The organism is Amycolatopsis dongchuanensis (assembly GCF_039542405.1).
Classification (GTDB): Bacteria; Actinomycetota; Actinomycetes; order Mycobacteriales; family Pseudonocardiaceae; genus Amycolatopsis_E; species Amycolatopsis_E sacchari.
Map to the genome: position 1 here is coordinate 1 of NZ_BAABIB010000097.1, position 24,894 is coordinate 24,894.

Genomic DNA, 24,894 nt, shown 5'->3' on the forward strand with positions numbered 1-24,894 from the left:
GGCTCATCGTCATACCTCCTGCTCAGGAACCTACATAACCCCTGAGCCACAAAGTCTGACGCGCGACAAAACCAAAAAACCCCACCACCACACCACCACATACCCCCAGCCACCACGCATCCGACTCCTCACCCAAACCGCCTAACTTAGCGGTATTGGACGTGGGGAGAGCCTCCGGTTGGGGTGTGGCTTGTCCAGGACCCACGCCAAGTCGGATGTCTCGCCGTAATGCCCGCACGACGTTTCCGGGCAGACTGCTGATCGTCCAGCGTTATCGCGCCGGGTGGCCCCAGTCGCATATCGCGAAGGCGATGGGAATTTCGCGTAAATGCGTCAAGACGTGGCTGGACCGGCTCGCCCCCGAGGGCGAAGCCGGGCTGCACGACCGGTCCTCACGACCGCATTCCTCGCCACGACGGGCAAGCGTGCAGACCGAGCGGCGGATCGTCGAGCTCCGGTAGCGGGAGCGTCGGGGCCCGGACTGGATCGGTGCTGAGCTGGGCGTGCCGGTGGTCCGGGCGAGCAAGACCACCGCGATGCGGTGTGAGCGGGACCGGCCGGGTGAGCTGGTGCACATGGACGTGAAGAAGATCGGTCGGATTCCCGACGGCGGTGGCTGGCGAGCCCCTGGCAACACGGCAAAGTGGAGCGCTACAACCGCACCCTGCAAACCGAGTGGGCCTACCGGCGGGTCTTCACCAGCCACGCCGACCGAACCACCGCCCCTGCACTTGGCTCGAGCCCTACAACACTCAACGACGCCACAGCGCACTCGGCGGCCACCCACCCACCAGCCGACTACCACCCAATGCCCAAGTGCACCTAGCGGCCACCGGTGCGAAGCGGGAACCAGGGCGCCCGGTCGCGCTGGAGGATCTCGACGTGCACGACCTCGCCGTCCTGCTCCACCTCGAGGCCGACCTTGCGGGACTAGAGTTTCAGCCATGGCGCCCGAAGGTGATCCCGCCCCGAGAACAGCCCTGGTCGAGGCAATGGCCCGCGCGGGGATCGACACGGGTGCTGCGAGCTGGATGTCCCCAGTGGACAGTCAGCTGCTCGTCGACCGGTGGAAGCAGGAGTTCGGCGCGCAACGGTATGGCACCTTGGTCGCTGTCGCACCCGAGTCGGGTTCCGTCCGGGACACCTTGCGTCCCGGCGTTCAGCCGTCGTGGCTCGCCGGGCCGGCGGAGCCGGTGTTCGTGCTCTTCGGCGAGTACGCGCAGACCGGCCTGCTGGTGTGCGGTTGGCCCTTCCTCGCGTCGAACCTGACCCCACTGGCGCGCGCCGACGGAAACGGTTTTGTCGCAACCACCAGGGATTGGACGGGCGCACTCGTGGTCGATGTCGAGGGGGACGTGTTGGAAGTAGAGGCGTGGGGCGTCTTCGTCAGCGGAGCTCGCTGATGCCATCGCATAGGCCACATCCTGCTTCGCGAGACAGGGCAGGCGAAGTCGGCGGTCGAGCTGTCACTCCTGCCGGACAAGGTCAAGCATGCGTGCCGCCTCAACAGCCTCACGGCTGCTCGCACGAGATCAAGATGACGGGCGGAACCGTCATGGTCGTGTGTGAAGACCTTCACGCGGAGTGGTGGTCCGCCTCACCGAACATTCGGGAGGAGGAGATCGATCTGGTAACCGCGTGCGCCGTGAGTCAGCATCGCCTCGCACATCGGCTGAGTACCTCTGGTCTCGGCTTCGACGATCAGATTCTGGTAGCGGGCACTCATCGCCGCGGTCAGCTCGCCCACTCGCGCCCCGTCGAGTCTGACTTCGACGGCGTAGGCGCCCTCGTACTTGCCGCGCGACACAGTCGACGAGACGAGTTCGGCGGCGAGGAAAGTCCGCGGTGAGTCAGCTCGGTGGTAGGGCGCGAGTGTCTCCTGGTGATCTTCTTCGCGGATCACGGTCACCAGCCGTGCGGGTTCGAGGAGGTCGGAGTCGCTCACGAGGTTGTGGAGCAGCAGCGCTTGTGGGTCCGCGAGGTGGAGGTAGATCCCGTACGAGCGGCCGGCAGCGCCCCCGGTCACTTTCGCCGGGCAAGTGCCGATTCGCCCCTGACGCAGCATCGTGAGCAGCGGGGGTTGGTAGGCGCGGGCGTCGGAACGGGAAAGGTAACCGACCGTGGCAGTACCCGCGCCAGTCACGACGTCCACTCGGACGGCACACGGATCGTGGCGGTTCTCGGGCTCCGGTACGAGTGTCGCGACCACCGGCAAATGCCGCTCGGGCTCCGTTCCCGCGGCAGCGCCGCCGACGGCACGGCGCAGTGCTTCCTGGTAGTGCGACTCACCTACGACACTCACCCGTCCTTGAGCAGACAGACGGCGCCGGGGCAACGGTTTCGCGCCGTTCTCGACAAGTCGATCGAGATCGATCGAAGGTACGGAAGGCGAAGGACCGCCGGACGCGGGCTGCCGCTGCGGAGCAGGAGCAACGAGCGCGGCGGACATCGCGGTGAGGGACTCCCCCAGGACCGAACTCGCGCGCGGAGTGGAGAAGTCGAAGATCGCTTGGTAACCACCGCTGCCGGTCAGGGACAGCCGTCCGTACTGCAGGATGGGCAGCTTCCGGTTGTTCTTGAACCGGCGGTCGGGCCCGCCCTTCACGTTGACGTACTGCCAGGTGTGGCCGAGAACGAGGGAATCCGAGGGCACCGAACCGTCCTCGATGAACCGCTGCAGAGCCGCCTCGGACCGCAGACTGCCGTAGGCGATGTCGGCGTAGTGCCGGCCGTCCCGGACCAGCACCCTGTCGGGCAACAGGTAGATCGAGCGCCGGGGTGTGGTGAGCGACGGTATGGCGATGTTCGACGAGAGGTGCCGGGGGCCTCCGATTCCCATGGTCAACGGGACTCTCTTCACGAGTGCGGAAGCGCCCGCGTTCGTCTTGTGCTGGTGGGTCGTCGACACCGCGCCGGAGGCGACGACGTGCCAGGCGCGCTGTGCCGTCCGAGCCTGTCCGAAGGAATCAACGAGCCGCTGGAACCGGGTCGCCTCCGGGCCCTGCACGTCGTAGAAGGCCACGACCGTGCGCCGCACCCTGTCCTTCCAGAACAGCCACACGGTCAGCAGTACCCCGGCGAGGAGCACCCAGGGGGACAGCACTGTCAGGACGAGTGCGAGCGCCAGGCTCCACGGCCAGAACAGGGGAGACCGTGCCGCGTCGTTGAGCTGCGTGACGAGCTCGCTCGAACCGACCTCGGCCATCTCGATCGTGGTCGCCCCGGAAACGTCGGACAGGACGACGTCGCCAGGCGATGGGAGGCCGGGAAGCGGACGTGCGGCCGGCGTGGGGCGCTTCGTCGAACCACGGCTTGGGCGGACGGTCGCGCGGTACGACACGAGGCCATCGCCAAGCGAGATGTACGAGCCGCGTGGACCGGCGCCGACCCGGAAACCGGGAACGCCCACCGAAGCTCCGAGCCCGGAACGTGACATGTTCACGCGAACAGGACCGAGTTTGACACTCGTGCGCAAATAGAACGACATAACCGGCTTCCCACGACGGATCTTCCGACCATGGGTCGTCCGTTGGGATGTCCGCGTTACCGCCGGATGGCAAATACGTGCTGTAGTACCGCTGGTGGGTGCCAGGTCAGAGTGCTGCTGGAGGGCCTCACTGAGGGTAAGCGAAACCTTCACCGTAGTGGCGGTCGAAAACCGCCTCTGCGTTGCGGACGATCAGGGAAGTGCTACTCCTGGGGGTGTCTGTATTGGCATCGCGGAATGGTAACCACAACGAGAACTGCGCGAAGGCTGTGGGGCATGCGTGTGCCTGTTCCGGCTGCGGGGGCTCGTTGCACGGCTGGGAAGGTTGGCTCGGGCTGGCGAAAGGCGATGTGCGGGATCGGCAGGTAAAAAAAGAAAAGATAGCGATCAAGTGGGAAAAGTACTACAAACCCGGTCGTGCCCGCTCGAACGTGCATGTCCGAGCCGCGGTTGCGGATTTCGCGAGGCTCGAAGTGGCGGGCTGGTTGGCGTCACATCGGAGCCGTCGCTCGTTGTCCGGCCTGGCGGCCGAGTCTGCGAGTGGAAGTGGGGATACCAGGGAGATCTCGGGGCGGGAACCTGGCCGACCTGTCGTACGGGGCGCGGCGATAGATGAGGAATCGGTGTCAACTTTGCCGGAAGGCGATGTGTCCGACAGCGGGAGCGATTTGCCCGGTGTCCCGCCGCAGCGGGTCGAGTCTCGCAGTGTGAATTATCCAACCTCCTCACCTGGAGGGCGGTCGCCCGAAGGTGCTGCCGTGTCAGCCCAGCCGTCGTCGATCGAGCAGGTGGAGATCTTCGCCGAGGCGATGACGGGTGTCTGGGAAGCGATCGTGGCAGAACTCCGCGGCACGGTTCCAGACGTCAGGGAGGTGGCGCGTCAACTCGCGCACCACGGGTGGTGTGATCTGTTCATCGGTCTCGTTCAGGTAACCGTGAAGTTCAACACCGCGCTCGACAAGATCCCGGAGCGGGGAAAGCAGTTGGTCAAGGACGCGATTCGGAAATCTTCGATGCAGAAATATCGTTCAGTAGTCACTGACGTCGTGATCGACATCATGGTCGACAAAGTCTGGGCTGCGTTCAAGGGGGCCGCGGTGGCTCAAGTCCCGTTGCTGAGTTTGTTGACCGGTGACGATGCCATCCGGTCGCTGCGGATCCTCGCCGTCTTCAGTTGTCCGGCGCCTGAGGGGCACGACGAAGTGCGTGAGCACGCGTTGAAACCACTTGCTGACGATGCGCGCGGTATCCTCACCGCGCAGACCAGGGAGCGGCTCGCAAAGCTCTTCAAGGAGTGGACTGTGGAAGCGGCTACCTGATGGTCCCATGCGAAGCAGGTGGGACGACGTGACTGGCCTCGTATCGGGTAGAAGATCTCTGTCGCCGGTGGATGCGTTGGGTTGCCCTCGCTCATCCGGTGCCCACCCGCGGTCAGCGTTCGATGATCGAGGCCTTCGGCGCGAACAAGACCCGGTAGTCGTAAGTGCTACCGTCCCCGTTGGCGTAATCTTTCATGGTTATGAAGCCCGCGGCGTTCAATATCGCCGCACTTGCGTCCAGCATCGCTATTCGCCCCTTGGCGACATAGGTCAGTAGTGGGGAATTGACCGCTCCGTCGAGCACTACTTTCGTGAATTCGGGTGTTCCGGCGATGGGTGGTTCCCAGTTTAGGACAACTCCGAACGGGCGCGCGCTACATACGAGGATTTGCACCCCGGGGGACGCGACACTGAAATCTTCCTCGGCCCTCATCACTGTTGCTGGCAGGCCGAACCTTTCCAGTTCGATCTGAGCCTGGTTGGCAATCTCCGTCCAGCCCGTCATCACCTCCTCGGGTGCGCGGAAGAGCGGCTGCTCCTCGAACGGCGGCGCTGACCAATAGAACTGACGAGCATCAACAACGGGCATGGTGTCACTTCCTGTCGATCCGGTCGCCGTTCTTACCAGGTACCCCTGCCGCTGGGGGTGCTGATCATCATCTGTATGACAACTGTTACTCTTCGACCGTGTTTCGGTCCTGCGGGTCGACTCCCTTCCACGAGTTGACGACTACATTGCCTCGCGATGAAGCCGAAGCGGTCGAAATCCAGAACGAACTCCGGCGGCACATCCGCATTGAAGATGACCTGCACGGGCCGATAAGGACTGCGATGGGTGTGGATGTGGCCTATCGCTCGTCGTCGGATCGAGCCTTCGGTGCCGCTGCCGTGCTCGACGTGGCCGACTTCTCCGTCGTCGAGAGCGCGGTCGCTGAAGCGAGTTCGGAATTCCCTTATGTCCCAGGGCTGTTCGCGTTCCGCGAAGTACCGGTTCTGGTCGAGGTGCTGCGGAAGCTATCCGCCGCACCTGATGTCGTCCTCTGCGACGGGAACGGTATCGCGCACCCGCGGTCGTTCGGCCTTGCTTGTCACCTCGGGCTGCTGCTGGATCTTCCGACGATCGGCGTGGCGAAGAATCCGATGATGGGCGAGTACTCGGAGCCAGGCCAAAACCGTGGCGATCGGTCCCCGGTGCACATGAACGGCCGGGTGGTGGGGTACGTGCTGCGCACACGTCCGGGAGTCAAACCGATCTTCGTTTCGCCCGGGCACAAGGTGTCCGTTGACACGGCCGTGCAGATCGTCCTCGACCTTTCGCCGCGCTATCGGCTGCCGGAGCCCATCAGGGCCGCGGACCACGAGTCGAAGCTCGCCAGGGGTTGAGTTTTCGTTCAAGCTGATGACATGTCGGAACACGTGACCGCCGGACGTCGCGCTGCGCGGGCGATCCTCATCGACGACAGTGGCCGGTGGGTGTTGATCAAGCGGACCAAGCCGGGTCAGGCGCCGTACTGGACCGCCCCCGGTGGTGGCGTCGAGGAGACCGACGCCTCGGTGGAGGCGGCTCTGCACCGGGAACTGGCGGAGGAACTCGGCGCGAAGGCCACGGACGCGTCGCAGGTGTTCTTGTTCAGCTCGTCGGCCCCGGATGGCGCGGAACTGCTGCACGCGGCGACGACCGCAGTGATCGGCGGGGTGCCGCTGGACCGGCTCTGGCAAGCGGTGCCGGCGTATCCCACTGTCAGTGCAGGCGCGCCTTCACCGCGGCCTGGTCCACTATGGACGCATCCCGGTACTTCAGGATCCCTTCGACGCCGAGCAGGAAGGTCTCGCAGACCGGCGCGGGGTCGGACAGGCAACCCGCCGCCATCGCGCCGTCGCGCAGCATGACGAAGTGTCGGGCGTGCGGCTCGGGTGTGGTCTCGCCGGTGGCGGCCATCAGCTCGGTGATCGTGTCGAGGAACCACTGCCGGTGCTTGAGGACTGCTTGGTGGACCGGGTGATCGACGTCGGGGTACTCGGCGGCGGCGTTGAGGAACGCGCACCCGCGGAACCCGTCGGAGCGGATGCCGTCGGTGATCGTCCCGGCGACGGCCCGGACTGTGTCCGCGGGGGAGTGCCCGGCAGCGCGCACGGAGTCGATCTGGCTCCGGATCAGTTCGTCCGCGGCGGTCAGGTAGGCGACGACCAGGTCGTCCTTGCTGGGGAAGTGCCGGTAGAGCGTGGCCCGCGTGACCTTCGCCTCGGCGACGATCCGGTCGATGCCCACCGAGTGCAGCCCCTCCGCGTAGAAGAGCCGGCTGGCTGTGCCGAGCAGCCGGGCACGTGCTTCCGACACCTGGTCACCTGCTTCCTGGTCGCTCCCAGTGTACGAGGCGAACGTTCGGTCTTGATGACCGCGACGGCTTGGCACCGGGGAGGCTTCCGGCTCCCTTCCGGCAAGGAGCCGGAAGCCTCGAGCGTCAGCTCCGGGGGTGTGGTCGTCCCGGTTTGTTTTGAGCTGACCGTGTCATCGTGCTGCATGCCCGTTCGGGTGCCGTTGGCCGGAAGCGTCCCACCGCGGCATGGTGTTCGTAGAGGCCGCCGGGAGCGCTTGCCGAGACTAGGGCACCAGCTTTGCCGCGGCGGCGGCGAAAGCGTCGATCAGCGGCGACCGGCGCGTCGCGAGCCAAGCCAGGCACACCTGGTTCGGCCCGATGTCCTCGACCGGGATGCCGATGACGTCCGGGCGGGTGTAGAACGTCGCCGTCGACAACGGGATCACGCTGATCCCCGCTCCGGCGGCGACGAGTTCCAGTTTCTCTTCGACACTGTTGATGCGAGGCACTTCGGGGCGGTCCGGCTTGCGCAGTTCGAGGGCGATGTCGCGCCACTCCGGGACGGCGTCGGGGTCCTGCAGCAGGTGCTCGTCGGCGAGTTCGGTGACCGACACGGACTCCTTGCCGGCCAGCCGGTGCCCTGAGGGCACCATCACGACGCGGGGTTCGGTGAACAGCGGTCGCACGGTCAGCCCGCGCTGGTCGACCGGCAGTCTGACGATGCTGACGTCCACGCGGCCGTCGTGGACGACCTCCACCTGGTCGTGCCAGCTGGTGCGCAGCAGCCGGACGCTGACGTCCGGCCGCCGCCGGACCAGTTCCTGCATCGCGGGGGTGACCACGATGCCCGGCATGAACCCCACGGTGAGCACCGGCTTCGCCTCGGCCGCGGCCGAGACCCTCCGGTGCACGGCCTCGGCCGCCGCGAGCAGGCCCCGGGCATCCGCCAGGAGCTGTTCACCCGCTGCGGTGAGGACCGTGCTCCGGCGGTCGCGGACGAACAGCGGCGTCTTCAGCTCGTCCTCGAGGGCGCGGATCTGACGCGACAACGCCGGCTGGGCGATGTGCAGCCGCGCGGCGGCCCGCCCGAAGTGCAGCTCTTCGGCCACCGCCACGAAATATCGCAGCTTCCGCAAGTCGAAGTCCACGTCGACGCACCTCCGCTCCCGCCCATCATCGCAGGTCTGTGATGCCGTTGCGGCATCACAGCGCGCGGAACGGGTCTTGGACGCACCCCGGCTGCCCGGGTCACCGTGGAGGAGGAACGGAACACGAGTGATGGGACAGCGATGAAGTTCTTCCTCACGGGCGGTTCGGGCTACATCGGCCGCGCGACGATCGGCGAGCTGGTACGGCAAGGGCACACCGTCGAGGCGCTCGCGCGCAGCGAGCGTGCCGAGGCGGCCGTGGTCGCCGCCGGGGCGAGCGCGGTCCGTGGCGACCTGACCGACCTCGACGTGCTCAACCAGGCAGCGGCGCGGGCGGAAGCGGTGATCCACCTCGCTCAGGCCACCAGCGGCGAGGAGGACCTGGCGGCCGCCACCGCGATGCAGGACGGCGTCGGGGGCGGCACCTACGTGCACACCGGCGGCAGCTGGGTCTACGGCGACACCGACGGGGTCCAGGACGAAACCGCACCGTGGAACCCGCCGGCCGTCGTGGCCTGGCGGCAGGCCGTCGAGAACGCGGTGCTGGCCCGGGCCACCGACGGCGGACGACCGGTCATCGTCCAGCCCGGCCTGCTCTACGGGGGCGACAACCGCCTGATCGACATCTTCTTCGTCCAGCCGGGGAAGGAAAGCGGCGCGATCCCCTACATCGGCGACGGCGGCAACCACTGGGCACTGGTCCACCTCGACGACCTCGCCCGGCTGTACGTGGCGGCGTTGTCGGCTCCGGCGGGCTCGGTGTACCTCGGCGTGGGCGGGGTCAACCCGACGGCCAAGGAGGTCGCCGAGGCCTGCGCCCACGCCGCCGGGCTCGACGGGAAGACCGTCTCCCTCAGCCTTGAGCAGGCCCGCGAGCAGATGGGCCCGATCGCCGACGCGTTCGCCCTCGACCAGCAGCTCACCCCCGCCAAGGCGCAGCGCGAGCTGGGCTGGACGCCTGCGCACACCGATCCGCTGACCGAGTTCGCAGCGGGATGAGCCGGGAGTACCAACCAGGGCAGCATCACTACCGCGGGAGAGCCGCACGGCGGTCAGCGCCGGAAGCGGGCCCACGGCCATCGCTTGAGGTGGCCTTCGCGGCGGGCCCACGCCACGAACGCTCGCGCGTCCTCCCGGGCGCGGACGCCCTCCTGCCGCGGATGAGCCCGCGCGTACTCGGCGAACAACGCCGGAAAGCGCTCTCCGAGCAGCCGGCACTCCCGGAAGGCGAGTTTCGCCACGACGCGCCCACGTTTCTCCCGCAGCGCCGCCGCTTCCACGTCCAGCCGGACGGGGTCGAAGCCCGGCGGCGGGGGAGCACCGGCGAGCAGCGTACGCAGGAGGGCCGCCTGAGCCGCGGCGAGCTGTTCCCGCTGGGGCTCCGTCACGGCCGGGTCACCACCGCGCGGATCGCCGCCAGCTCGGCCGCGAGCTCGTCGTCGGTCGGGAAGTCGTCGTCGCGTTCGAGCAGGACACCAGGCGGATCGGTGCGTGCCGCCAGCTCCTCGAGCAGCTCGAGGACCTCGGGGAGGATCGGATGGGCATGCGTGTCGTGGTACACCCCGTCGCGCTCGACGCCGCCCGCGATGTGCACGTACGCCAGCCTCTCCAGCGGCAGTTCGTCGAGCAGGCGTTCCGGGTCGCTGCCGAGGTTGCGCGCGTTCGCGTACAGGTTCGCCACGTCGACCAGGAGGAGGCAGCCGGTGCGCTCGGTCAGCTCGGTGAGGAACTGCGCTTCGGTCAGTTCCGCGTCCGGCCAGTCCAACAGGGCGGCGATGTTCTCCAGCGCGAGCGGCACGGGAAGCGCTTTCTGAGCCGCGCGCACGTTGGCCACGAGCACGTCCAGCGCCTCGCGGGTGCGGGGCACCGGCAGCAGGTGCCCGGAGTCGAGGCCACCCGCCCGCACGAAACACACGTGGTCGCTCACCAGGGGAGCTTCGAGGGCTTCGGCCAGCGCGGCCAGGTGCGCGACGCGCTTCATCTCGACCGGCGCGGCACCGCCCAGCGACAGCGAAACCGCGTGCGGCAGCACGGGGAGCCCGCGTTTTCGCAGCAGTACAAGGGATTCCGGCAGCCGGTCCGGCCGCAGGTTCTCGGCGACCACCTCGGCGAAGTCCACTCCCGGCAGTCGTTCCACCGTCAGGTCGAGCTCCGGCCGCCAGCCGATCCCGACACCCAGCGCGCCCATCAGCCGCCGCACCCGCCTCCGCCGCCACACGAGGAACCGCTGCTGCACGACGAGCTGAACGACGACGAGTCGCCCCCGGAGGAGCCCGATGAGCTGGACGCACCGAGGGCCTGGGCGATGGCCTGGTTCGGATAGGCGGCGATGCCGCCGATGGCGACGGCCGCGGCCGCGCCGGTCAGACTGGGCAGTCTGACCGGGAGGTTCTTCGAGCGGTTCCGGCTGCGCATCGCGGTATGCACCTCTGCTCCGGCCCGGCTGCGCCACGGCGATCGTGGCCAGAGCGCGACGAACGTGGCGATCGCGGCGCAGACGAGCAGCAGGATCAGGTTGCCGACGGGCCGGTACAGCCGGACGCCGTTGACCAGCCGGGCGATGCCGACCCCGAGCACCACGAGCAGCGGGAGCGCGCACAGCAGCGCACGCGACCACGCCTGTGGAACGATCAGTCCGCGTTCCACGAGCGAGGCACGCGTTTCCCGTACCTCCGGATGGCGTCGCAGCGCCGAACGCACCTGGCGCAGCGATCGCTCGCCGTACTCCCGGACGTGGTCGTACACGGCGCGCGCCAGGTCGGCTTCGCTCGACTCCTTGCCGACGGCCTGGAGCCACCCGCCGCGCCGCGCCCGCAGCCGCTGGGCCTTCAGCAGCGTGGCGACCGCGGAGTCCAGCACGCGGCGCGGGCCGCCCGCGAGGTACGCGGCCTCCCGCAGGCTCAGCTTGCTCTGCGCCGGCGGGACCGGGCGCCGTGCCACCAGCCGCCGCAGCAGGAAGGTCAGCAGGATCCCGGCCACCACGGCCGCGAAGTACAGGCCGGTGAACTGCGGTCCGGACAACCCCCATGGCTCCATGCGCGGAGCCTAACCTCCGGAACGGCCGTTCCGGAGCGAAAACCCGGTGCTCGTCCCGAGCTGTGATCTTGTTGACTCGGGGACCGGGTGGGTACCCCGAGCGCATGAAGGACCATCCACGGACGAGTGCCGTGTCGCTGTTCACCGCGGTCGGCACGGTCGGGATCCTCGCCGCCGGTGTGCTCGGGCTCGTGGCGCGGCACGCGGCGCTGGGCTGGTGGCTGCTGTGGTGCGGAGCGCTGGTCGTGGTGATCGGCCTCAACGTCTGGGCGTATTTGGCGTCGCGGTGAGCACGTTCTGGCGTTGGCCACTGAAAATGCGAACGTTCGAGTCGGAGAACAGCAATTCGGCGATGACGAATCCAGAAGAGGCGATCTTCAAGGTCGACGAAGCGTTCTAGTTCTCTGGCAATCATGCTTGGTCGCAGCTGGTGGGCCGGGCGGGGCTCGAACCCGCGGCCAAGGGATTATGAGTCCCCTGCTCTAACCAACTGAGCTACCGGCCCCAGGGCACAGGGCGAGCGCACCCCGGCCGTTATGAGTTGTTCGTCAACATACCGCACGCACCCGGCTGCGCCCGACAGCGGGCGTGCCGACTGGTCCGCAGGTGGGCACGCCGACCCGCCCGCACCCGGGCGTGCCGGGCACGCCGACCCGCCCGCACCCGGGCGTGCCGGGCACGCCGACCCGCCCGCACCCGGGCGTGCCGGGCACGCCGACCCGCCCGCACCCGGGCGTGCCGGGCACGCGCCCCGAGCGTCAAGGCGCTGACCGCCTCCGGGCCCGCCCCGCAGGCCAACGCCACAGGCACACCAAACACCCGGGTGCGCCTCCGCGGCATCAAGCGCGGAGGCGCACCCCAACTCACCCGGCCAACCACGCCCCCGCGTGCTCCTGCGCGAACTCCGCGAACGACCTGGGCGCGTGCCCGGTCAGGTCGAGGACCGTCGTGGTCACCTGGTCCTCCCGGCCCGCTCGCACGCGGGCCTCCACCGCCACGAGGGCCTCCGCGAACGCGGCGGGCACGCCGGCCGCCTGGTAGTGCGCCGACAGCTCCCGGCTGTCCGCGTGCACCACGCGGACCGGCCGGCCCGTGTGGGCCGAGATGATCGCCGCCGCGTCTGGGTAGCTCAGCGCCTTCGGGCCGGTCAGCAGGTGGTCGCGGGGCTCCGCGGGGTCAATGTCGGAGCAGGACAGCAGCACGGCGGCCGTCGACGCGATGTCGCGCGCGTCGATCCAGCCGATGCGGCCCTCGCCGGCCGACGTGCGGATCTCGCCGTCCCGGCGGATCCGTTCGCCGAGCGGGTGCGGGCTCAAAAAATTCTGCATGAACCCCGACGGGCGCAGCACCACCCAGCCCGGCCGCGCCCGCACCTCGGCCGCCAACTCCTGCGAGTTCGGCAGCACGATGGCCGTTCCGAGCAGCACGAGCCGCCGCACCCCGCGCCGTTCCGCCTCCGCCAGGAACGGGGCGACGACCGGCACCGGGTCGACGCTGTTCACCGGTGGCACCAGGAAAACCCGGTCCACGCCCTCCAGCGCGCGAGCGTGCGTCGCCGGGTCGGTCCAGTCGAAGGCGACTGCGTCCGGATCACCCGCAGGCGGCTTGCGGCACGCCACCCTGGCCACGACCCCGCGCTCCCGCAGCAGCCTGACCAGCTCGCTCCCGGTCTTCCCGGTGCCGCCGGTCACCAGTACCGCGCTCATCGGGCGACCGACGCGAGCAACTCCGGCAGCACCCCGGCCGCCGACGCCGCGGCCAGCGGGCTCCAGTAGTCCCGGTACCGCGTGATGAGACCGTCCCGCACCGTCACCACCACGATGTAGTCCAACCGGTACGGCTCCCCAGTACGAACGGTGAGGCCGGTCGCGGTCAGCTCGACCACGATCGTGTCCGGGTGATCCGTGCGGTACACCGTCAGCGCCGGGAACTCCCGCACGTCGATCCGCTCGGGGTAGTCCGCCAGGTACCGGCGGACCTCCTCGCGGCCCGTCAGCCGCCGCGGCGAGGCTCCCGCGGCGAACGGGAACTCCGCGACCCCGTCCTCCGCCCACAGGTCGGCGACCGCGTTCATGTCCTTGGCCAGCAGCAGATCCAGCATCTTCTGGACCAGGTCTTCGGGTTGAGTCATGTCGTCCACAGTCACGGACCGTCCGGCACCGTGGCACACCCAGCTGAGCCACGGACTGCCAGTCCGTGGCTGGCGACGCCGCCCCGTGCCACGATGAACGTGATGAGCAAAGGGGAACTGGCCGACTTCCTGCGACGCCGCCGGGAAGCGCTGCGGCCGAACCAGCTACCGGCGACCGGCCGCCGCCGCACCCCCGGCCTGCGGCGCGAAGAAGTCGCCGCGCTGGCGGGGGTGTCGGTCAGCTACTACGAACGTCTCGAACAGGCCCGCGCGCCGCGCCCGTCCCCCGAAGTGCTGGCCGCGCTCGGCACGGCGCTGCGGCTGACCGGCGTGGAACGCGAGCACCTCGCCCGCCTGGCCGGCCAGGTCCCGCCCGGGCCGGACGACGAACGCGCCGAGGTGCCCGCCCACGCCCGCCTGCTGCTGGACCGCCTCGGCCCGGTACCGGCGTACCTGGCCGACGAGCGGCAGGACATCCTGGCCTGGAACGACGCCGCCGCCGCGTTGATCACCGAGTTCGCGGAGCTGCCCGTGGCGGAGCGCAACGTCCTGCGGATCGCCATGCGCCTGGGCGGCACGGTCTGTTCAGGACAGCCGGGCCGCTTCGCCCGGCAGTCGGCCGCGCAGTTGCGGACGGCCAGCGCCCGCAGACCGGCCGACCGCGTGCTCGCCGAGCTGGTCAACGCCTACGCCGCACACAACCCCGAGTTCGCCGCCGGCTGGCGCGAGCACGACGTGCAACCGGTCCCGACGCTGCGCAAACGCTTGCGCCATCCCGATTTCGGCGAACTGGAGCTGGACTGCCACACGCTGCTGGTGCCCGGAACCGACCTCCGGCTGGTGATGTACACCGCGGAGCCGGGCAGCCCCAGCGCGGCCGCGCTGGCTCGCCTCAGTCCAAAGGGGACAGAGGTCACCCCGTCGTCGAAGCACGCACCATCAGCTTCGGCATAAGCCTTTCCGGCTCGACGGTTTCGCCCGCCATCAGACGCACCAGCAACGACAACCCCCGGTACCCCATCTCGTGCATGGGGGAGCGCACCGTCGTCAGCGGGACCGGCAGCTCGGCCGCCAAGGGAGTGTCGTTGAAGCCCACGATCCCGATGTCCTCGCCGACCCGCAGCCCCGCGTCGCGTGCCGCGCCGATGGCGCCGATTGCCGCGAAGTCGTTCACCGCGAAGATCGCCGACGGGCGTTCCGCCAGGAGCCGCTCGGCGCCGAGGCGGCCGCCGCGCGCGTCGAACGGGGTGTGGACGATGCGGGACTCCGGCACGGGGCAGCCGGCCGCCGCGAAGGCGTCCACGAAACCCGCCGTCCGGTCGATTCCCGTGCTGGCGTACGGCTCGCCCGCGATCACCGCGACCCGCGAATGCCCCAGCGACAACAGGTGTTCCGCCGCGAGCCTGCCGCCTTCGTAGTCGTCGCACGTCACCGACGGGTACTCGCCCGAGCGGCGGCTCACCAGCACGAACGGGACACCGCGAGCGGCGACGGAAGCGAGGAATTCCCCGTCGGCGTAGGCATCACCGAAGATGAGCCCGTCCACGCGGCGGCCCAGCACCATTTCGGTGCGCGCCCGCTGCACCTCCGGCACGTCCCGCGTGTTCGTGACGAACGTCGACAGTCCGTGCTCCGCCGCCGCTTCCTCGATGCCCTCGTAGATCGTCGCGAGCACGATGTCCGACAGGCGCGGCACGAGCACGCCGACGAGGTTGCTCCGCCGCGTCCGCAGGCTCGTCGCGTGCGGGTTGGGGCGGTAGCCCAGCTCGTCGGCCAGCTTGCGGATCCGCTCCACCGTCGCGCCTGACGCCGCTCGCGCGCCTTCGTCCGGCTTCGCGTGCAGCACCCGGGACACCGTGGAGACGTGCAGCCCGAGCTGGTCCGCCAGGGTGCGCAGGGTGACGGGTCGCTGCTTCTCCGTGCCCACTTCGCGCTGCCTCCCGGCGGGTTTACAGAGCCTTTCCCGATCGTAACAGCGAGTTGATTGACCGCGGCCCCTCCTCGTGTGCATGATACCCAAACGTTTGGGCCAAACGATTGGGTAGCTGAAGGTGACCGCCGTGGTCACTCCGAGGAGGTATGGTGAGCAAGGTCGTGGTGTTGTCGACGGGCGGAACGATCGCGTCGCGCCAGAACGGGCGGGGTGCGAGCCTCGCCAGCGACGCGGTGTCCGCGCTGCTCGACCGCCTGCCGTTCAACGTGCCGGTCCCCGTCGAGGGCCGGGACGTGCTGTGCGTCGGCAGCTACCTGCTCACCCCCGCCGACATGGCGCTCATCGCGCGGGAGATCCGCGCCGCGCTGGCCGAACCGGGCGTGCTCGGCGTCGCGGTCACGCACGGCACGGACACCATGGAGGAAACCGCTTTCCTCGCCGACCTCGTGCACGACGACCCGCGTCCGGTGGTGTTCACCGGCGCGCAGCGGCCGGCGGACGCGGCCGACACCGACGGCCCGCGCAACCTCGCGGACGCCATCACCGTCGCCGCCGACGAACGGGCCCGCGACCGCGGCGCGCTGATCACCTTCGACGGGGCGGTGTTCGCCGCCAGGGGTACGCGCAAGACGCAAACCCTTGCCGCTGCGGCGTTTTCCACCCCCGACGCCGGTCCCGTCGGCCAGGTCCGCGAAGGCGCGGTGCTGTTCACCGCGGCCCCCGCCCGCGGCCCGCGCGTCGAGCTGACCGGCCTCGACGCGCGGGTCGACATCGTCGCGCTCTACCCCGGCGTGGACACCGCCGCGCTGGACGCCGTGGTCGCGGCGGGCGCGACCGGTGTCGTGCTCGAAGCGACCGGCGCGGGCAACGGCAACCCGCGCATCCGCGACGCCGTCGCCCGGCTGACCGCCGACGGTGTCGTCGTCGCCCTGTCCACCCGTGTCCACGCCGGGCCCGTCGCCGCGCTCTACGGCAACGGCGGTGGCGTGGACCTCGTCGAGGCGGGAGCCGTCCCCACCGGGATGCTCCGCCCGTCGCAGGCCCGCATCCTGCTGACCGCCCTGCTGGCCGCCCACCGCGATCCGGTGCGCGTGGCCGAGGAACTGACCCGGCACGCCGAGAACCCCTTCGGCGCCCGCAACCCCCTGTCTCTCGGAAGGAAGTACTGACGTGGCAAAGGAAATTCGTGTCGCCTTCGGCGTGGACGTCGACGCGGTGGCCGGCTGGCTCGGCTCCTACGGCGGCGAGGACTCGCCCTGCGACATCTCGCGCGGCATGTTCGCAGGCGAGGTCGCCGTCCCGCGCCTGCTGAAGCTGTTCGAGCACAACGACCTGCGCACGACCTGGTTCATCCCCGGCCACTCGATCGAGACGTTCCCGGACCAGACGCGGATGGTGGTCGACGCCGGGCACGAGATCGGCGCGCACGGGTACTCGCACGAGAACCCGATCGCGATGACCCGCGCGCAGGAAAGCGCTATCCTCGACCGCAGCATCGAGCTGATCGAGAAGCTCACCGGCAGCGCGCCGACCGGCTACGTCGCGCCGTGGTGGGAGTTCTCCCCGGTCACCAACGAGCTGCTGCTCGAACGCGGTATCAAGTACGACCACTCGTTGATGCACAACGACTTCACGCCGTACTACGTGCGCGTCGGCGACAGCTGGACGAAGATCGACTACGCCAAGCCCGCCGAGGAGTGGATGAAGCCGCTGGTCCGCGGCGAGGAGACGAACCTCGTCGAGATCCCGGCGAACTGGTACCTCGACGACCTGCCCCCGATGATGTTCGTCAAGGCCAGCGCCAACAGTCACGGCTTCGTCAACCCGCGTGACCTCGAACAGATGTGGCGCGACCAGTTCGACTGGGTCTACCGCGAGCTGGACTACGGCGTGTTCACCATGACCATCCACCCGGACGTCTCCGGCCGCCCGCAGAACCTGCTCATGCTCGAGCGCCTCATCGAGCACATCAACAGCCACGAAGGCGTGCGCTGGTCGACCTTCGACGAGATCGCCGACGACTTCCTCGCGCGTTTCCCCCGTTCCTGAGCACTACCCTCCCCAGAAGGGCACTCTCATGACCACTGCGCCTTCCACCGGTGTGCGCTCCTTCCCCCGCGTCGGGGTCAAGGCCACCCGCCGGGCGACGATCATCGCGTTCTTCGCCTGGCTGTTCGCCGTCTACGACTACATCCTGTTCGGCACCCTGCTCCCGGAGATCGGCGGGCACTTCGGCTGGAGCGACTCCACGGCGTCGCTCGTGTCCACTTTGGTCTCCGTCGGCACGGCGGTGGTGGCGCTCGCGGTGGGACCCATCGTCGACCGGATCGGCCGCCGCCGCGGCATGATCCTGACGGTCTCCGGCACCGCCGTCGCCTCCGCGCTCAGCGCCGCCACCCCCGGTGCGGGGTACCTCGTCGGCGTGCGGGCCTTCGGCGGGCTCGGCCTGTCCGAGCAGGCGGTGAACGCGACGTACCTCAACGAGATCTACGCCGTCACCGAGGACGAGAAGATCAAGAAGCGGCGGGGCCTGATCTACAGCCTCGTGCAGGGCGGGTGGCCGCTTGGCGTGCTGCTGGCGTCGGCGTTCGTCGCGATCTTCCTGCCGCTGGTCGGCTGGCGCGGCTGTTTCCTGCTCGCCGTGTTCCCCGCGGTCGTCATCGCGCTGGCGCGGCGCGGGCTGAAGGAGAGCCCGCAGTTCGAGCTGGAGCAGCGGCTGCGTGCGCTGCGCAAGCAGGGCAAGGCCGACGAGGCGGCCGCGCTGGCGGGGGAGTACGGAGTGTCGGCCGAGCCGTCGGCGCCGCTGGCGGCGATCTTCAAGGGCGCGGCGCTGCGGAACACGCTGGTGCTCGGGTTCGCGTGGCTGGTCAACTGGTTCGGCATCCAGGTGTTCAGCGTGCTCGGCACGACAGTGCTCACGGCGGGCAAGGGCGTCAGCTTCACCGGCTCGCTGGTGATGCTCATCGTGATCAACGCGATCGGCTACCTCGGGTACGTGTTCCACGGCTGGATCGGTGACCGCTTCGGCCGCCGGAACGTGATCGCGATCGGCTGGCTGATCTCGGGTGTGCTGTTCACGCTGACGCTGACCGTCGCGAGCGGGACCGTCGCGGTGGTGACGCTGTACTCGCTGGGGATGTTCTTCCTCATCGGACCGTACGCGGCGCTGCTGTTCTACATGGGAGAGTGCTACGACACCCGTTGTCGCGCCACGGGAACCGCTTTCCTGAACGCGCTTTCCCAGCCGGGCGCGATCCTCGCCGGGGTGATCACCACGGCGATGCTCGCCTCGGGCTCGAACTGGAACACGGCGGCGCTGCTGGTCGGTGCGGTGGGCACGTTCGCGTCGGGACTGGTGATGTTCGCCGCCCGCAAGGTCAAGACGCTGGAGGCGTGATGGAGGTCGCGATCATCAGCGGCGCCGCGAGCGGCATCGGCCGCGCGCTGGCCGTCGCCTACGCGGAACGGGGCGTGCGGACCGTGGTCGGCACGTTCCCCGGTGATCCGCACGATCCACAGGAGACGGTCGCCGCGGTGAAGGAGGCCGGTGGGGAGTGTGTGGTGCACGAGGTCGACGTGCGCGACTCGTCCCAAGTGGACGCTTTCGCGCAGCGTGCCCTCGACGAGTGGGGGCGGCTGGACTTCGCCGTCGCCAACGCCGGGGTGCTGCGCAAGGCCGCGCTCGCGGACCTCGACGACGCGGCGTGGGACGGCCTGCTGCAGGTGGACCTCACCGGCGTGCTGCGGGTGTTCCGCGCCGCGGCGGCGCGGATGAGCGGGCCGGGCGCGATGGTCGCGGTGTCGTCGATCGCCGGTGGTGTCTACGGCTGGGGCGAGCACGCGCACTACGGCGCGGCGAAGGCCGGGGTGTTCGGGCTCAGCCGGAGCGTGGCGGTGGAGCTGGCGCCGCGCGGGATCCGGGTGAACACGGTCGTGCCCGGCTACGTCGTGACGCCGCAGTCGCTCGACCCGGTCAACTCGCTTGGGCCGGACGGGCTGGAGCGCGCCGGCCGGGACATCCCGCTCGGCCGCCCGGCCCGGCCGGAGGAGATCGCCGCCGTGATCCGGTTCCTGACGTCGGCGGAGGCGTCGTACGTGACCGGGCAGACGATCACAGTGGACGGCGGGCTGACCGTGCGAATGCCGGCGTAGGGAGGATTTGGTGTCACTGCTGGAAAACCGGACCGCGCTCGTCGTCGGCGGCGCGAGCGGGATCGGGCACGCCATCGCGAGCGCGTTCGTGAAGGAAGGCGCGCGCGTCGTCGTGGCGGACCGGGCGGAGAGCGCGGCGTTCGACTCGGTGCCGATCGACGTGACCGACGAGGACTCGGTGGCCGCGGCCGTCGCGACGGCCACCGAGCGGCTCGGGGAGATCGACATCCTGGTCAACTCGGCCGGGATCCTCACCGAGTCGCCGCTGACCGAGATGTCGCTGGAGACGTGGTCGCAAACGCTGGCCGTGGACCTCACGGGCGTGTTCCTGTGCTGCCGCCACGTCGTGCCGCGGATGGTCGAACGCGGGCAGGGGCGGGTGATCAACATCGCTTCGCAGCTCGGCATCAAGGGCGGGCACGGGCTGGCGCACTACGCGGCGGCGAAGGCCGGCGTGATCGGGCTGACGAAGTCGCTCGCGCTGGAGGTGTCGGGGCGGGGCGTGCTGGTGAACGCGATCGCGCCGGGCCCGATCGAGACGCCCATGGTCGAGGGCATCACGGAGGACTGGAAGGCGGCGAAGCGGGCGGAACTGCCGCTGGGCCGCTTCGGGCGGCCGGAGGAGGTCGCGCCCACGGCTGTTCTGTTGGCCAGCGATCCGGGTGGGAACCTCTACTGTGGACAGACGCTGGGTCCGAACTCGGGTGACGTGATGCCGTGAGGGGCTTTCCGGGGCTTGCCTCCGTCCCTGGCCTCGTGGTGCGCGGTCCGGGCGCGGTGGCCTGGGCTCCGTCGCCTGCTGAGGCTCACAGGCTCGGCGATACCGTCCGGCCGAGCGGGATCGCCGGGTGTGAGGGCGTCGTCCGCCGCGGAAGGGCGAGGAGCGAAAGGAGGCGGGATGTGCGGAGCCTGCGGTGAGCACGGCGCAGTGGACTGGGCCCGCCCCTTCCTCGCCAGCGTGCCTGCCCGAGGTGCGGTCGCGGGCGCGGTAAAAGCGCTTGCTCGGCCGGGTCTGCGCGTGCAGGCCCGGCCCGGCGGCTGGCTCGTATCGGCCCCGACCGGGCGGACCGTCGCGTGTGCGGGGCTCACCGAGCTGGCCGACGCCGTGCGGCCGTGGGTGGCGCCGGGGTCGTACTGCGGACGTGGTTCCGGCGCTGTGACGGTGCCGGAACCCGACGCCCGGCGGCCGGTGCGCATCCACGTCGATCCGAGTCGGCCGGAGAAGCTGAGTGGTGACGACCTCGTCGTGTCCTACGTCGAGCACGAGCGGCACCTGCTGGCCGAGCTGGCCCGGCCGCCGTGGTCGCTGCGCTGCTACCTCGCGCCCGGGCGCGAGCCGGATCTGGTCGACGACGAGCCCGCCAACGCTGCCGACCTTCTCGTGTGGCTCGCGCTCACACAACCGGAGGAAGCAGTCGTGCGAGGAGCGCTCGCCGAAGAGGTGTGGCTGGACATCGAGATCCGGGCCGGGCACGTCGTGAGGGCGTGCGCGCGCAGGTAGTGGGGTTTGGGTCACGTCACGTCGTGAAGGCGCGAGCAGGTAGCGAGATCCGGGCCGGGCACGTCGTGAGGGCGTGCGCGCGCAGGTAGCGGGTTCGGGCCGGGTCGCGTCGTCAGGGCACGGGCGTGCAGGTGGCGGGATCCGGGCCGGGCACGTCGTGAGGGCGTGCGCGCGCAGGTAGTGGGGTTTGGGTCACGTCACGTCGTGAAGGCGCGCGCAGGTAGCGAGACCCGCGCCCCATCACCTGTTCGGGGCGTGCGCCTCCAGGTAGCGCGCGAAGCGTTCATCGACCTGCTCGACGGTCAACCCGAAATCCTCCAGCGCGTACCGGTGGCCGGGGCGGGAAGCGCTTTCCCGCTGCAGCCGCGTCATCTCCGCCCGCGCGGACGGCGTGAACGGCAAGTCGAAATGGCGATAAATCCCCTCGACCGTGCCCACCGGGTCCGCCATGAAATCCGCGTAGTCCACATCGCAGAACTGGGCCGCGTCATAGCGCTTGCGGGCATCGAGGAACTCCGACGCGCCGCGCGACCACAGCTCCAACTGCGTGCGCCCCACGGTCTCCCCGTGGAAGACGGTCGACCACTCCGCCGCGGCCTGCTCGTTCAGGCTGCACACCGAGGCGATGATCGTCGACGGCGTGCGGTGGGTTTGGACCACCAGCGCATCCGGGTACACAGCCATCAGCGCGTCCAGCGCGAACAGGTGGCTCGGGTTCTTCAGCACCCACCGCCGGTCCTTGTCCGGCAACCCGATCAGCTGCAGGTTCCGCCGGTGCCGCCGGTAGGCGTCCGTCCAGTCCTGCCGCCGCAACCACTCCGAGTACGTCGGCAGGTACGCCAGGCACTCGTAGGACACCGACTTCGCCGACTGCCGCAGCAGCTGCCAGCACTCCTCGACCTGGTCCGCCGACATCTCGTGCGCGCCGAGGAACTCCGGGTGCTCGACGTGGTGCTGCTCGTACCCGGCCTGGATCCGCTGGAACACCGGGTTGTCCGCCCACGTCGCCCGCGGCGGGCGAGGCTGCGGGACCTCCGTCAGCCACACCTCCAGCCCCTGGTGCGCCGGATCGGCGGTGAGCAGCCGGTGCAACGCCGTCGTGCCCGTGCGGGGGAGGCCCGTGACGAAGATCGGTCGCTCGATCGGGACGTCCGCGTGTTCGGGAAAGCGCTTCCACGCCGCCTCGCTCAGCAGCCGGGCGATCAGCGCGCCCCGCAGGAACGCGCGCTTGACCCGCCGCCCGAACGGCGTGAGTGACGCGTCGCGCTCGTACGACTCCAGCAGGACCGCGAGGCCTTCGCGGTAGTCGTCGTCGCCGAAGTCGTCGAGGCCCGTGAACCGGGTGGCGGAGGCGTGGAGATCCTCGACCGTGCCGACGTTCTCGCGCGTCATGAGTGGTACTCCCCGCCGTTGACGTCCAGGCAGTGCCCGGTGATCGCGCGCGCCAGGTCCGAGACCAGGAACACCACCGCGTCGGCGATCTCCTCGGGCTCCGGCAGCTTCCGCAGGTCGATCGTCGCGGCCGTCTCCTCGTAAACCTGTTCCGCCGTCACGCCGCGTTGCTGGGCCAGGTAGGCGAAGTAGAACTTCAGGTGGTCGCCCCAGATGTAGCCGGGCGCCACCGAGTTCACGCGCACCCCGCGCGGCCCGAGCTCGGTCGCCAGCGCCTGCGCGACCGCCAGCAGCGCCGCCTTCGCCGTCTTGTACGGCCCGAACCCCTGCCGCGAGTGCCGCAGCACCGCGGAGTTGATCATCACCGCCGAGCCGCGGGTCTTCTCCAGCTCCGGCACGAACAACCGGGTCAGCCGGAGCGTGGCTAGCACGTTCGTCTCCAGTGCCGCCCGCAGCTCGGGCAGTCCGACTTCGGCGAGCCCGGTGATCGGTGGCATCGCGAAGGCGTTGTTCACCAAGGCGTCCACTCGACCGAAAGCGTCCACAGAGGACTCGACCAGCCGGCGCGCGGCGGCTTCGTCGTCGATGTCGGTCGGTACCACCACCGCCCGCCGACCGATCTCCGCGACCTCCTTGGCGACCTCCGCGAGCCGGGACTCCGTCCGCGCCGCCAGCACGACGTCCGCCCCCGCCCGCGCGCTCTGCACCGCGATCGCCCGGCCCAGCCCGGACCCGACGCCGGACACGACGACCACCTTGTCCCGCAACAACATCAGCCGAGCATCCTCCTCGCGACGGCGGCCTGCCGGGCCGCGATGCGCGCCGCGAACCCGTCCGGCGCGATCTTCGCCTCGTCGTAGTAGGGCAACCGCGCGGGCAGATCGTCCACTTTGACCACCGACACCTCCGGCCCGTCCTCGGGCCCGAGCGCGCGGGACAGCCGCTGCCAGCGGATCTGCACGTACCCGCGCCGGTGCCCGGTGCGCTCCAGCCAGTTCACCACGCCGGGATCGCGCTCGCTGATCACGAACCGCAGCTTGCCGTCCGGGTCCAGGTGCGCCTGGTCGGCGGTGAGGCTCGTCTGGTGGTTGACGTAGTCCAGCGAGATGTACCACATGCTGCCGAGCTGGATGCCCTGGTACGGCGCGTCCGACTTCGGCACCGTCACGATCATCGCCTCGTCGTCGGCGAGCTCGTAGTGCCCCGCGGAGGAGAACTGCGTGCTCAGCCCGCCCGGGGTCGAACGCGGTTCGGTCATCGTGTTGACCGGCAGGTCCAGGTAGAACCACTTCGGGAACGCCAGGAACGTCCGCAGCCGGGACAGCAGGAGCTTGCCGGCCACGCCGTACCGCTTCTCCAGCACGTCCCGGGTCAACGGAGGCGGTGCCTGACCCACGTGATCCGCCCGCGCGATCCTGATCGTGCCGCGTTCTTCGCCGGTCCAGTCGCTGTACACCTCGCGTACGACGAGCATCGCCGAACCCGGGCCGAGCGTGAAGTAGTTCGGCCCGGCCTTGCCGGGACCGAACCGGATTTCGTAGTCCCCGTCCGGGCCGATCTCGATCTCGCGGTCGTCGAAGGCGGTCAGGCTGTCCGGCACGTCGACGGGGGAGTAGTCGCCGTTGAGGATCTGGAAGCTGAGGTCACGCGTCGTGCCGCGCGTGCCCGTGACGACGTACTCCGCGTTGTCGCGCAGGTAGGAGTGGAAGTACAGGGTGTCGGGGTTGTCCAACCCCATTTTCGTGTACGGCCCTGTGGACTGGACGAAGAACGGGAAGTCGCGCTCGTAGGCCCACGCCATCTGCAGCGAGGCGCGGATGCTGCCCGCGAGGTAGTCGTAGCCTTCGACGAGGTCCTGTTCGTCGCGGACGTGCGGCGCCTCGGCGATGACCTTCTCGGCCTCCGCGATGGCGGCGGCGAACTTGTCCGTCAGCATCGCGCGGCCCTAGAACGCGTTCTCTACCGACGCCCAGCGGTTCGCCGTGAAGCGCAGGCTCGGCACGTCGTCGAAGGACAGCATGAACTCGTACGTCCGGGTGTAGCCGGTGTGCGTGATGCGCCAGCGGCCGTCCTCGCAGCGGCGGTAGGTGTCCTCGTACACCGCCGCGCCCTTGATCATGATCCGGTGCTCCGGCGCGATGACCGTGTCCTCGAACGGCCACAGCCCGGTCGCGGTGTCGCCGTCGACGTCGATCTCCGGTTGCACGGCGAAATGCGTGGTGATCAGGCTTCCGCCGAGCTTCTCGCGGAGGAACCCGACGATGGCCTCGCGCCCGGTCAGCGAGATCGGCTCCCCGTAGGTCGGCGTGCCGTAGCTCGCCGTCGCCTCGGGGGCGAGGGTGTCGGCGACGTCGTCCCAGCGCTTGAGGTCCACACAGCGGAGGTAGCGGTGCTTGACCCGCCTGATGTCTTCGAGCACGCCGAGGTCCATGCCGCCCAGCATGCTCCGGGGATTGACCGAAAGCAAGAACGTGTTC

The 24,894-nt window shown here is 69.5% G+C and carries 26 protein-coding genes, 1 tRNA gene and 2 pseudogenes; 14 read left to right on the forward strand and 15 right to left on the reverse strand.

The genetic code is table 11. The annotated features are described in order from the left end of the window. Positions 1 to 215 precede the first annotated feature (215 nt). Both ABFX51_RS26415 and ABFX51_RS26420 read left to right on the forward strand, forming a co-directional pair. A pseudogene (locus ABFX51_RS26415) lies at positions 216 to 807 on the forward strand (integrase core domain-containing protein); the annotation flags it as partial. A gap of 137 nt (positions 808 to 944) precedes the next feature. Beyond that, positions 945 to 1,403, forward strand: coding sequence for a hypothetical protein (locus tag ABFX51_RS26420; RefSeq protein WP_143250032.1), 459 nt, complete (start codon positions 945 to 947; stop codon positions 1,401 to 1,403). A gap of 194 nt (positions 1,404 to 1,597) precedes the next feature. Here ABFX51_RS26420 and ABFX51_RS26425 read toward each other — a convergent pair whose 3' ends face one another. Then, the gene (locus tag ABFX51_RS26425) at positions 1,598 to 3,640 is read right to left on the reverse strand and encodes a DUF4236 domain-containing protein (RefSeq protein WP_346055229.1); all 2,043 of its coding nucleotides are present in this window, start codon (positions 3,638 to 3,640) and stop codon (positions 1,598 to 1,600) included. A 605-nt stretch (positions 3,641 to 4,245) separates the two neighbouring features. On the opposite strand from ABFX51_RS26425, the gene ABFX51_RS26430 reads away from it, so the two are divergent. Further along, positions 4,246 to 4,806, forward strand: coding sequence for a hypothetical protein (locus tag ABFX51_RS26430; RefSeq protein WP_346055230.1), 561 nt, complete (start codon positions 4,246 to 4,248; stop codon positions 4,804 to 4,806). A gap of 112 nt (positions 4,807 to 4,918) precedes the next feature. Here ABFX51_RS26430 and ABFX51_RS26435 read toward each other — a convergent pair whose 3' ends face one another. Further along, positions 4,919 to 5,395: a hypothetical protein gene (locus tag ABFX51_RS26435; RefSeq protein ID WP_346055231.1), complete on the reverse strand. Its 477-nt coding sequence runs from the start codon at positions 5,393 to 5,395 to the stop codon at positions 4,919 to 4,921. 134 nt (positions 5,396 to 5,529) lie between these two features. On the opposite strand from ABFX51_RS26435, the gene nfi reads away from it, so the two are divergent. After that, positions 5,530 to 6,189 carry a deoxyribonuclease V gene (gene nfi / locus ABFX51_RS26440; RefSeq protein WP_346055232.1) on the forward strand — a complete coding sequence of 220 codons (660 nt, stop codon included), beginning with the start codon at positions 5,530 to 5,532 and terminating at the stop codon, positions 6,187 to 6,189. A 21-nt stretch (positions 6,190 to 6,210) separates the two neighbouring features. Beyond that, positions 6,211 to 6,423: pseudogene (locus ABFX51_RS26445) on the forward strand (NUDIX domain-containing protein); the annotation flags it as partial. 124 nt (positions 6,424 to 6,547) lie between these two features. On the opposite strand, the gene ABFX51_RS26450 reads toward ABFX51_RS26445, so the two are convergent. Both ABFX51_RS26450 and ABFX51_RS26455 read right to left on the reverse strand, forming a co-directional pair. Beyond that, entirely contained in the window at positions 6,548 to 7,144 is a 597-nt protein-coding gene (locus ABFX51_RS26450) for a TetR/AcrR family transcriptional regulator (protein ID WP_346055233.1), read from the reverse strand. A 264-nt stretch (positions 7,145 to 7,408) separates the two neighbouring features. Continuing rightward, positions 7,409 to 8,272, reverse strand: a complete 864-nt coding sequence (locus ABFX51_RS26455; protein WP_346055234.1) for a LysR family transcriptional regulator — start codon at positions 8,270 to 8,272, stop codon at positions 7,409 to 7,411. Positions 8,273 to 8,413: 141 nt separating this feature from the next. On the opposite strand from ABFX51_RS26455, the gene ABFX51_RS26460 reads away from it, so the two are divergent. After that, positions 8,414 to 9,271: an NAD-dependent epimerase/dehydratase family protein gene (locus ABFX51_RS26460; RefSeq protein WP_346055235.1), complete on the forward strand. Its 858-nt coding sequence runs from the start codon at positions 8,414 to 8,416 to the stop codon at positions 9,269 to 9,271. A gap of 53 nt (positions 9,272 to 9,324) precedes the next feature. Here the strand turns inward: ABFX51_RS26460 and ABFX51_RS26465 are convergent, their stop codons facing one another. The 3 genes from ABFX51_RS26465 to ABFX51_RS26475 are packed head-to-tail and all read right to left on the reverse strand — an operon-like array spanning position 9,325 to position 11,308. After that, the gene (locus ABFX51_RS26465) at positions 9,325 to 9,660 is read right to left on the reverse strand and encodes an SCO6045 C-terminal-like domain-containing protein (protein WP_346055236.1); all 336 of its coding nucleotides are present in this window, start codon (positions 9,658 to 9,660) and stop codon (positions 9,325 to 9,327) included. Continuing rightward, complete coding sequence (locus ABFX51_RS26470; RefSeq protein WP_346055263.1) at positions 9,657 to 10,460, reverse strand: MbnB/TglH/ChrH family RiPP precursor modification enzyme; 804 nt, start codon at positions 10,458 to 10,460, stop codon at positions 9,657 to 9,659. The genes ABFX51_RS26465 and ABFX51_RS26470 overlap by 4 nt, the downstream gene beginning before the upstream one ends. Next, positions 10,460 to 11,308: a TIGR04222 domain-containing membrane protein gene (locus tag ABFX51_RS26475; RefSeq protein ID WP_091516046.1), complete on the reverse strand. Its 849-nt coding sequence runs from the start codon at positions 11,306 to 11,308 to the stop codon at positions 10,460 to 10,462. Before ABFX51_RS26475 ends, ABFX51_RS26470 begins: the two co-directional genes overlap by 1 nt. Before the next feature lie 104 nt (positions 11,309 to 11,412). Between ABFX51_RS26475 and ABFX51_RS26480 the strand changes: the two genes are divergently transcribed. Continuing rightward, positions 11,413 to 11,598, forward strand: a complete 186-nt coding sequence (locus ABFX51_RS26480) for a hypothetical protein (protein WP_143250005.1) — start codon at positions 11,413 to 11,415, stop codon at positions 11,596 to 11,598. 138 nt (positions 11,599 to 11,736) lie between these two features. Here the strand turns inward: ABFX51_RS26480 and ABFX51_RS26485 are convergent. From ABFX51_RS26485 to ABFX51_RS26495, 3 genes are all read right to left on the reverse strand, one after another. After that, a tRNA-Ile gene (locus ABFX51_RS26485) sits at positions 11,737 to 11,813 on the reverse strand. 358 nt (positions 11,814 to 12,171) lie between these two features. After that, positions 12,172 to 13,014: an NAD(P)H-binding protein gene (locus tag ABFX51_RS26490; RefSeq protein ID WP_346055237.1), complete on the reverse strand. Its 843-nt coding sequence runs from the start codon at positions 13,012 to 13,014 to the stop codon at positions 12,172 to 12,174. Further along, positions 13,011 to 13,439, reverse strand: coding sequence for a nuclear transport factor 2 family protein (locus ABFX51_RS26495; RefSeq protein ID WP_346055238.1), 429 nt, complete (start codon positions 13,437 to 13,439; stop codon positions 13,011 to 13,013). Before ABFX51_RS26495 ends, ABFX51_RS26490 begins: the two co-directional genes overlap by 4 nt. 102 nt (positions 13,440 to 13,541) lie before the next feature. On the opposite strand from ABFX51_RS26495, the gene ABFX51_RS26500 reads away from it, so the two are divergent. Further along, complete coding sequence (locus tag ABFX51_RS26500; RefSeq protein ID WP_346055239.1) at positions 13,542 to 14,393, forward strand: helix-turn-helix transcriptional regulator; 852 nt, start codon at positions 13,542 to 13,544, stop codon at positions 14,391 to 14,393. On the opposite strand, the gene ABFX51_RS26505 is transcribed toward ABFX51_RS26500, so the two are convergent. Further along, positions 14,353 to 15,366 carry a LacI family DNA-binding transcriptional regulator gene (locus ABFX51_RS26505; protein ID WP_346055240.1) on the reverse strand — a complete coding sequence of 338 codons (1,014 nt, stop codon included), beginning with the start codon at positions 15,364 to 15,366 and terminating at the stop codon, positions 14,353 to 14,355. The genes ABFX51_RS26500 and ABFX51_RS26505 overlap by 41 nt on opposite strands. A gap of 155 nt (positions 15,367 to 15,521) precedes the next feature. On the opposite strand from ABFX51_RS26505, the gene ABFX51_RS26510 reads away from it, so the two are divergent. The 6 genes from ABFX51_RS26510 to ABFX51_RS26535 all read left to right on the forward strand — a co-directional run bounded on the left by ABFX51_RS26510 (position 15,522) and on the right by ABFX51_RS26535 (position 21,025). Next, entirely contained in the window at positions 15,522 to 16,541 is a 1,020-nt protein-coding gene (locus tag ABFX51_RS26510) for an asparaginase (protein WP_346055241.1), read from the forward strand. Position 16,542: 1 nt separating this feature from the next. After that, positions 16,543 to 17,421, forward strand: coding sequence for a polysaccharide deacetylase family protein (locus tag ABFX51_RS26515; RefSeq protein WP_346055242.1), 879 nt, complete (start codon positions 16,543 to 16,545; stop codon positions 17,419 to 17,421). A gap of 28 nt (positions 17,422 to 17,449) precedes the next feature. After that, a complete protein-coding gene (locus tag ABFX51_RS26520) occupies positions 17,450 to 18,769 on the forward strand; it encodes an MFS transporter (protein WP_091516033.1) in 1,320 nt (439 codons plus the stop codon). Further along, positions 18,769 to 19,524, forward strand: a complete 756-nt coding sequence (locus tag ABFX51_RS26525) for an SDR family NAD(P)-dependent oxidoreductase (protein ID WP_346055243.1) — start codon at positions 18,769 to 18,771, stop codon at positions 19,522 to 19,524. Before ABFX51_RS26520 ends, ABFX51_RS26525 begins: the two co-directional genes overlap by 1 nt. 10 nt (positions 19,525 to 19,534) lie before the next feature. Beyond that, the gene (locus tag ABFX51_RS26530; RefSeq protein WP_346055244.1) at positions 19,535 to 20,245 is read left to right on the forward strand and encodes an SDR family NAD(P)-dependent oxidoreductase; all 711 of its coding nucleotides are present in this window, start codon (positions 19,535 to 19,537) and stop codon (positions 20,243 to 20,245) included. A 177-nt stretch (positions 20,246 to 20,422) separates the two neighbouring features. Continuing rightward, entirely contained in the window at positions 20,423 to 21,025 is a 603-nt protein-coding gene (locus ABFX51_RS26535; RefSeq protein WP_143250004.1) for a hypothetical protein, read from the forward strand. A gap of 240 nt (positions 21,026 to 21,265) precedes the next feature. Here ABFX51_RS26535 and ABFX51_RS26540 read toward each other — a convergent pair whose 3' ends face one another. From ABFX51_RS26540 to ABFX51_RS26555, 4 genes are read right to left on the reverse strand one after another with little or no spacing between them, the layout of a single operon-like run. Continuing rightward, a complete protein-coding gene (locus tag ABFX51_RS26540; protein WP_091516025.1) occupies positions 21,266 to 22,417 on the reverse strand; it encodes a sulfotransferase family protein in 1,152 nt (383 codons plus the stop codon). Next, on the reverse strand, positions 22,414 to 23,190 hold the full coding sequence (locus ABFX51_RS26545; RefSeq protein WP_091516023.1) for an SDR family oxidoreductase: 777 nt from the start codon (positions 23,188 to 23,190) through the stop codon (positions 22,414 to 22,416). The genes ABFX51_RS26540 and ABFX51_RS26545 overlap by 4 nt, the downstream gene beginning before the upstream one ends. After that, positions 23,190 to 24,353 carry a hypothetical protein gene (locus ABFX51_RS26550; protein WP_346055245.1) on the reverse strand — a complete coding sequence of 388 codons (1,164 nt, stop codon included), beginning with the start codon at positions 24,351 to 24,353 and terminating at the stop codon, positions 23,190 to 23,192. The genes ABFX51_RS26545 and ABFX51_RS26550 overlap by 1 nt, the downstream gene beginning before the upstream one ends. 9 nt (positions 24,354 to 24,362) lie before the next feature. After that, complete coding sequence (locus ABFX51_RS26555) at positions 24,363 to 24,848, reverse strand: nuclear transport factor 2 family protein (protein WP_346055246.1); 486 nt, start codon at positions 24,846 to 24,848, stop codon at positions 24,363 to 24,365. Positions 24,849 to 24,894: the final 46 nt, after the last annotated feature.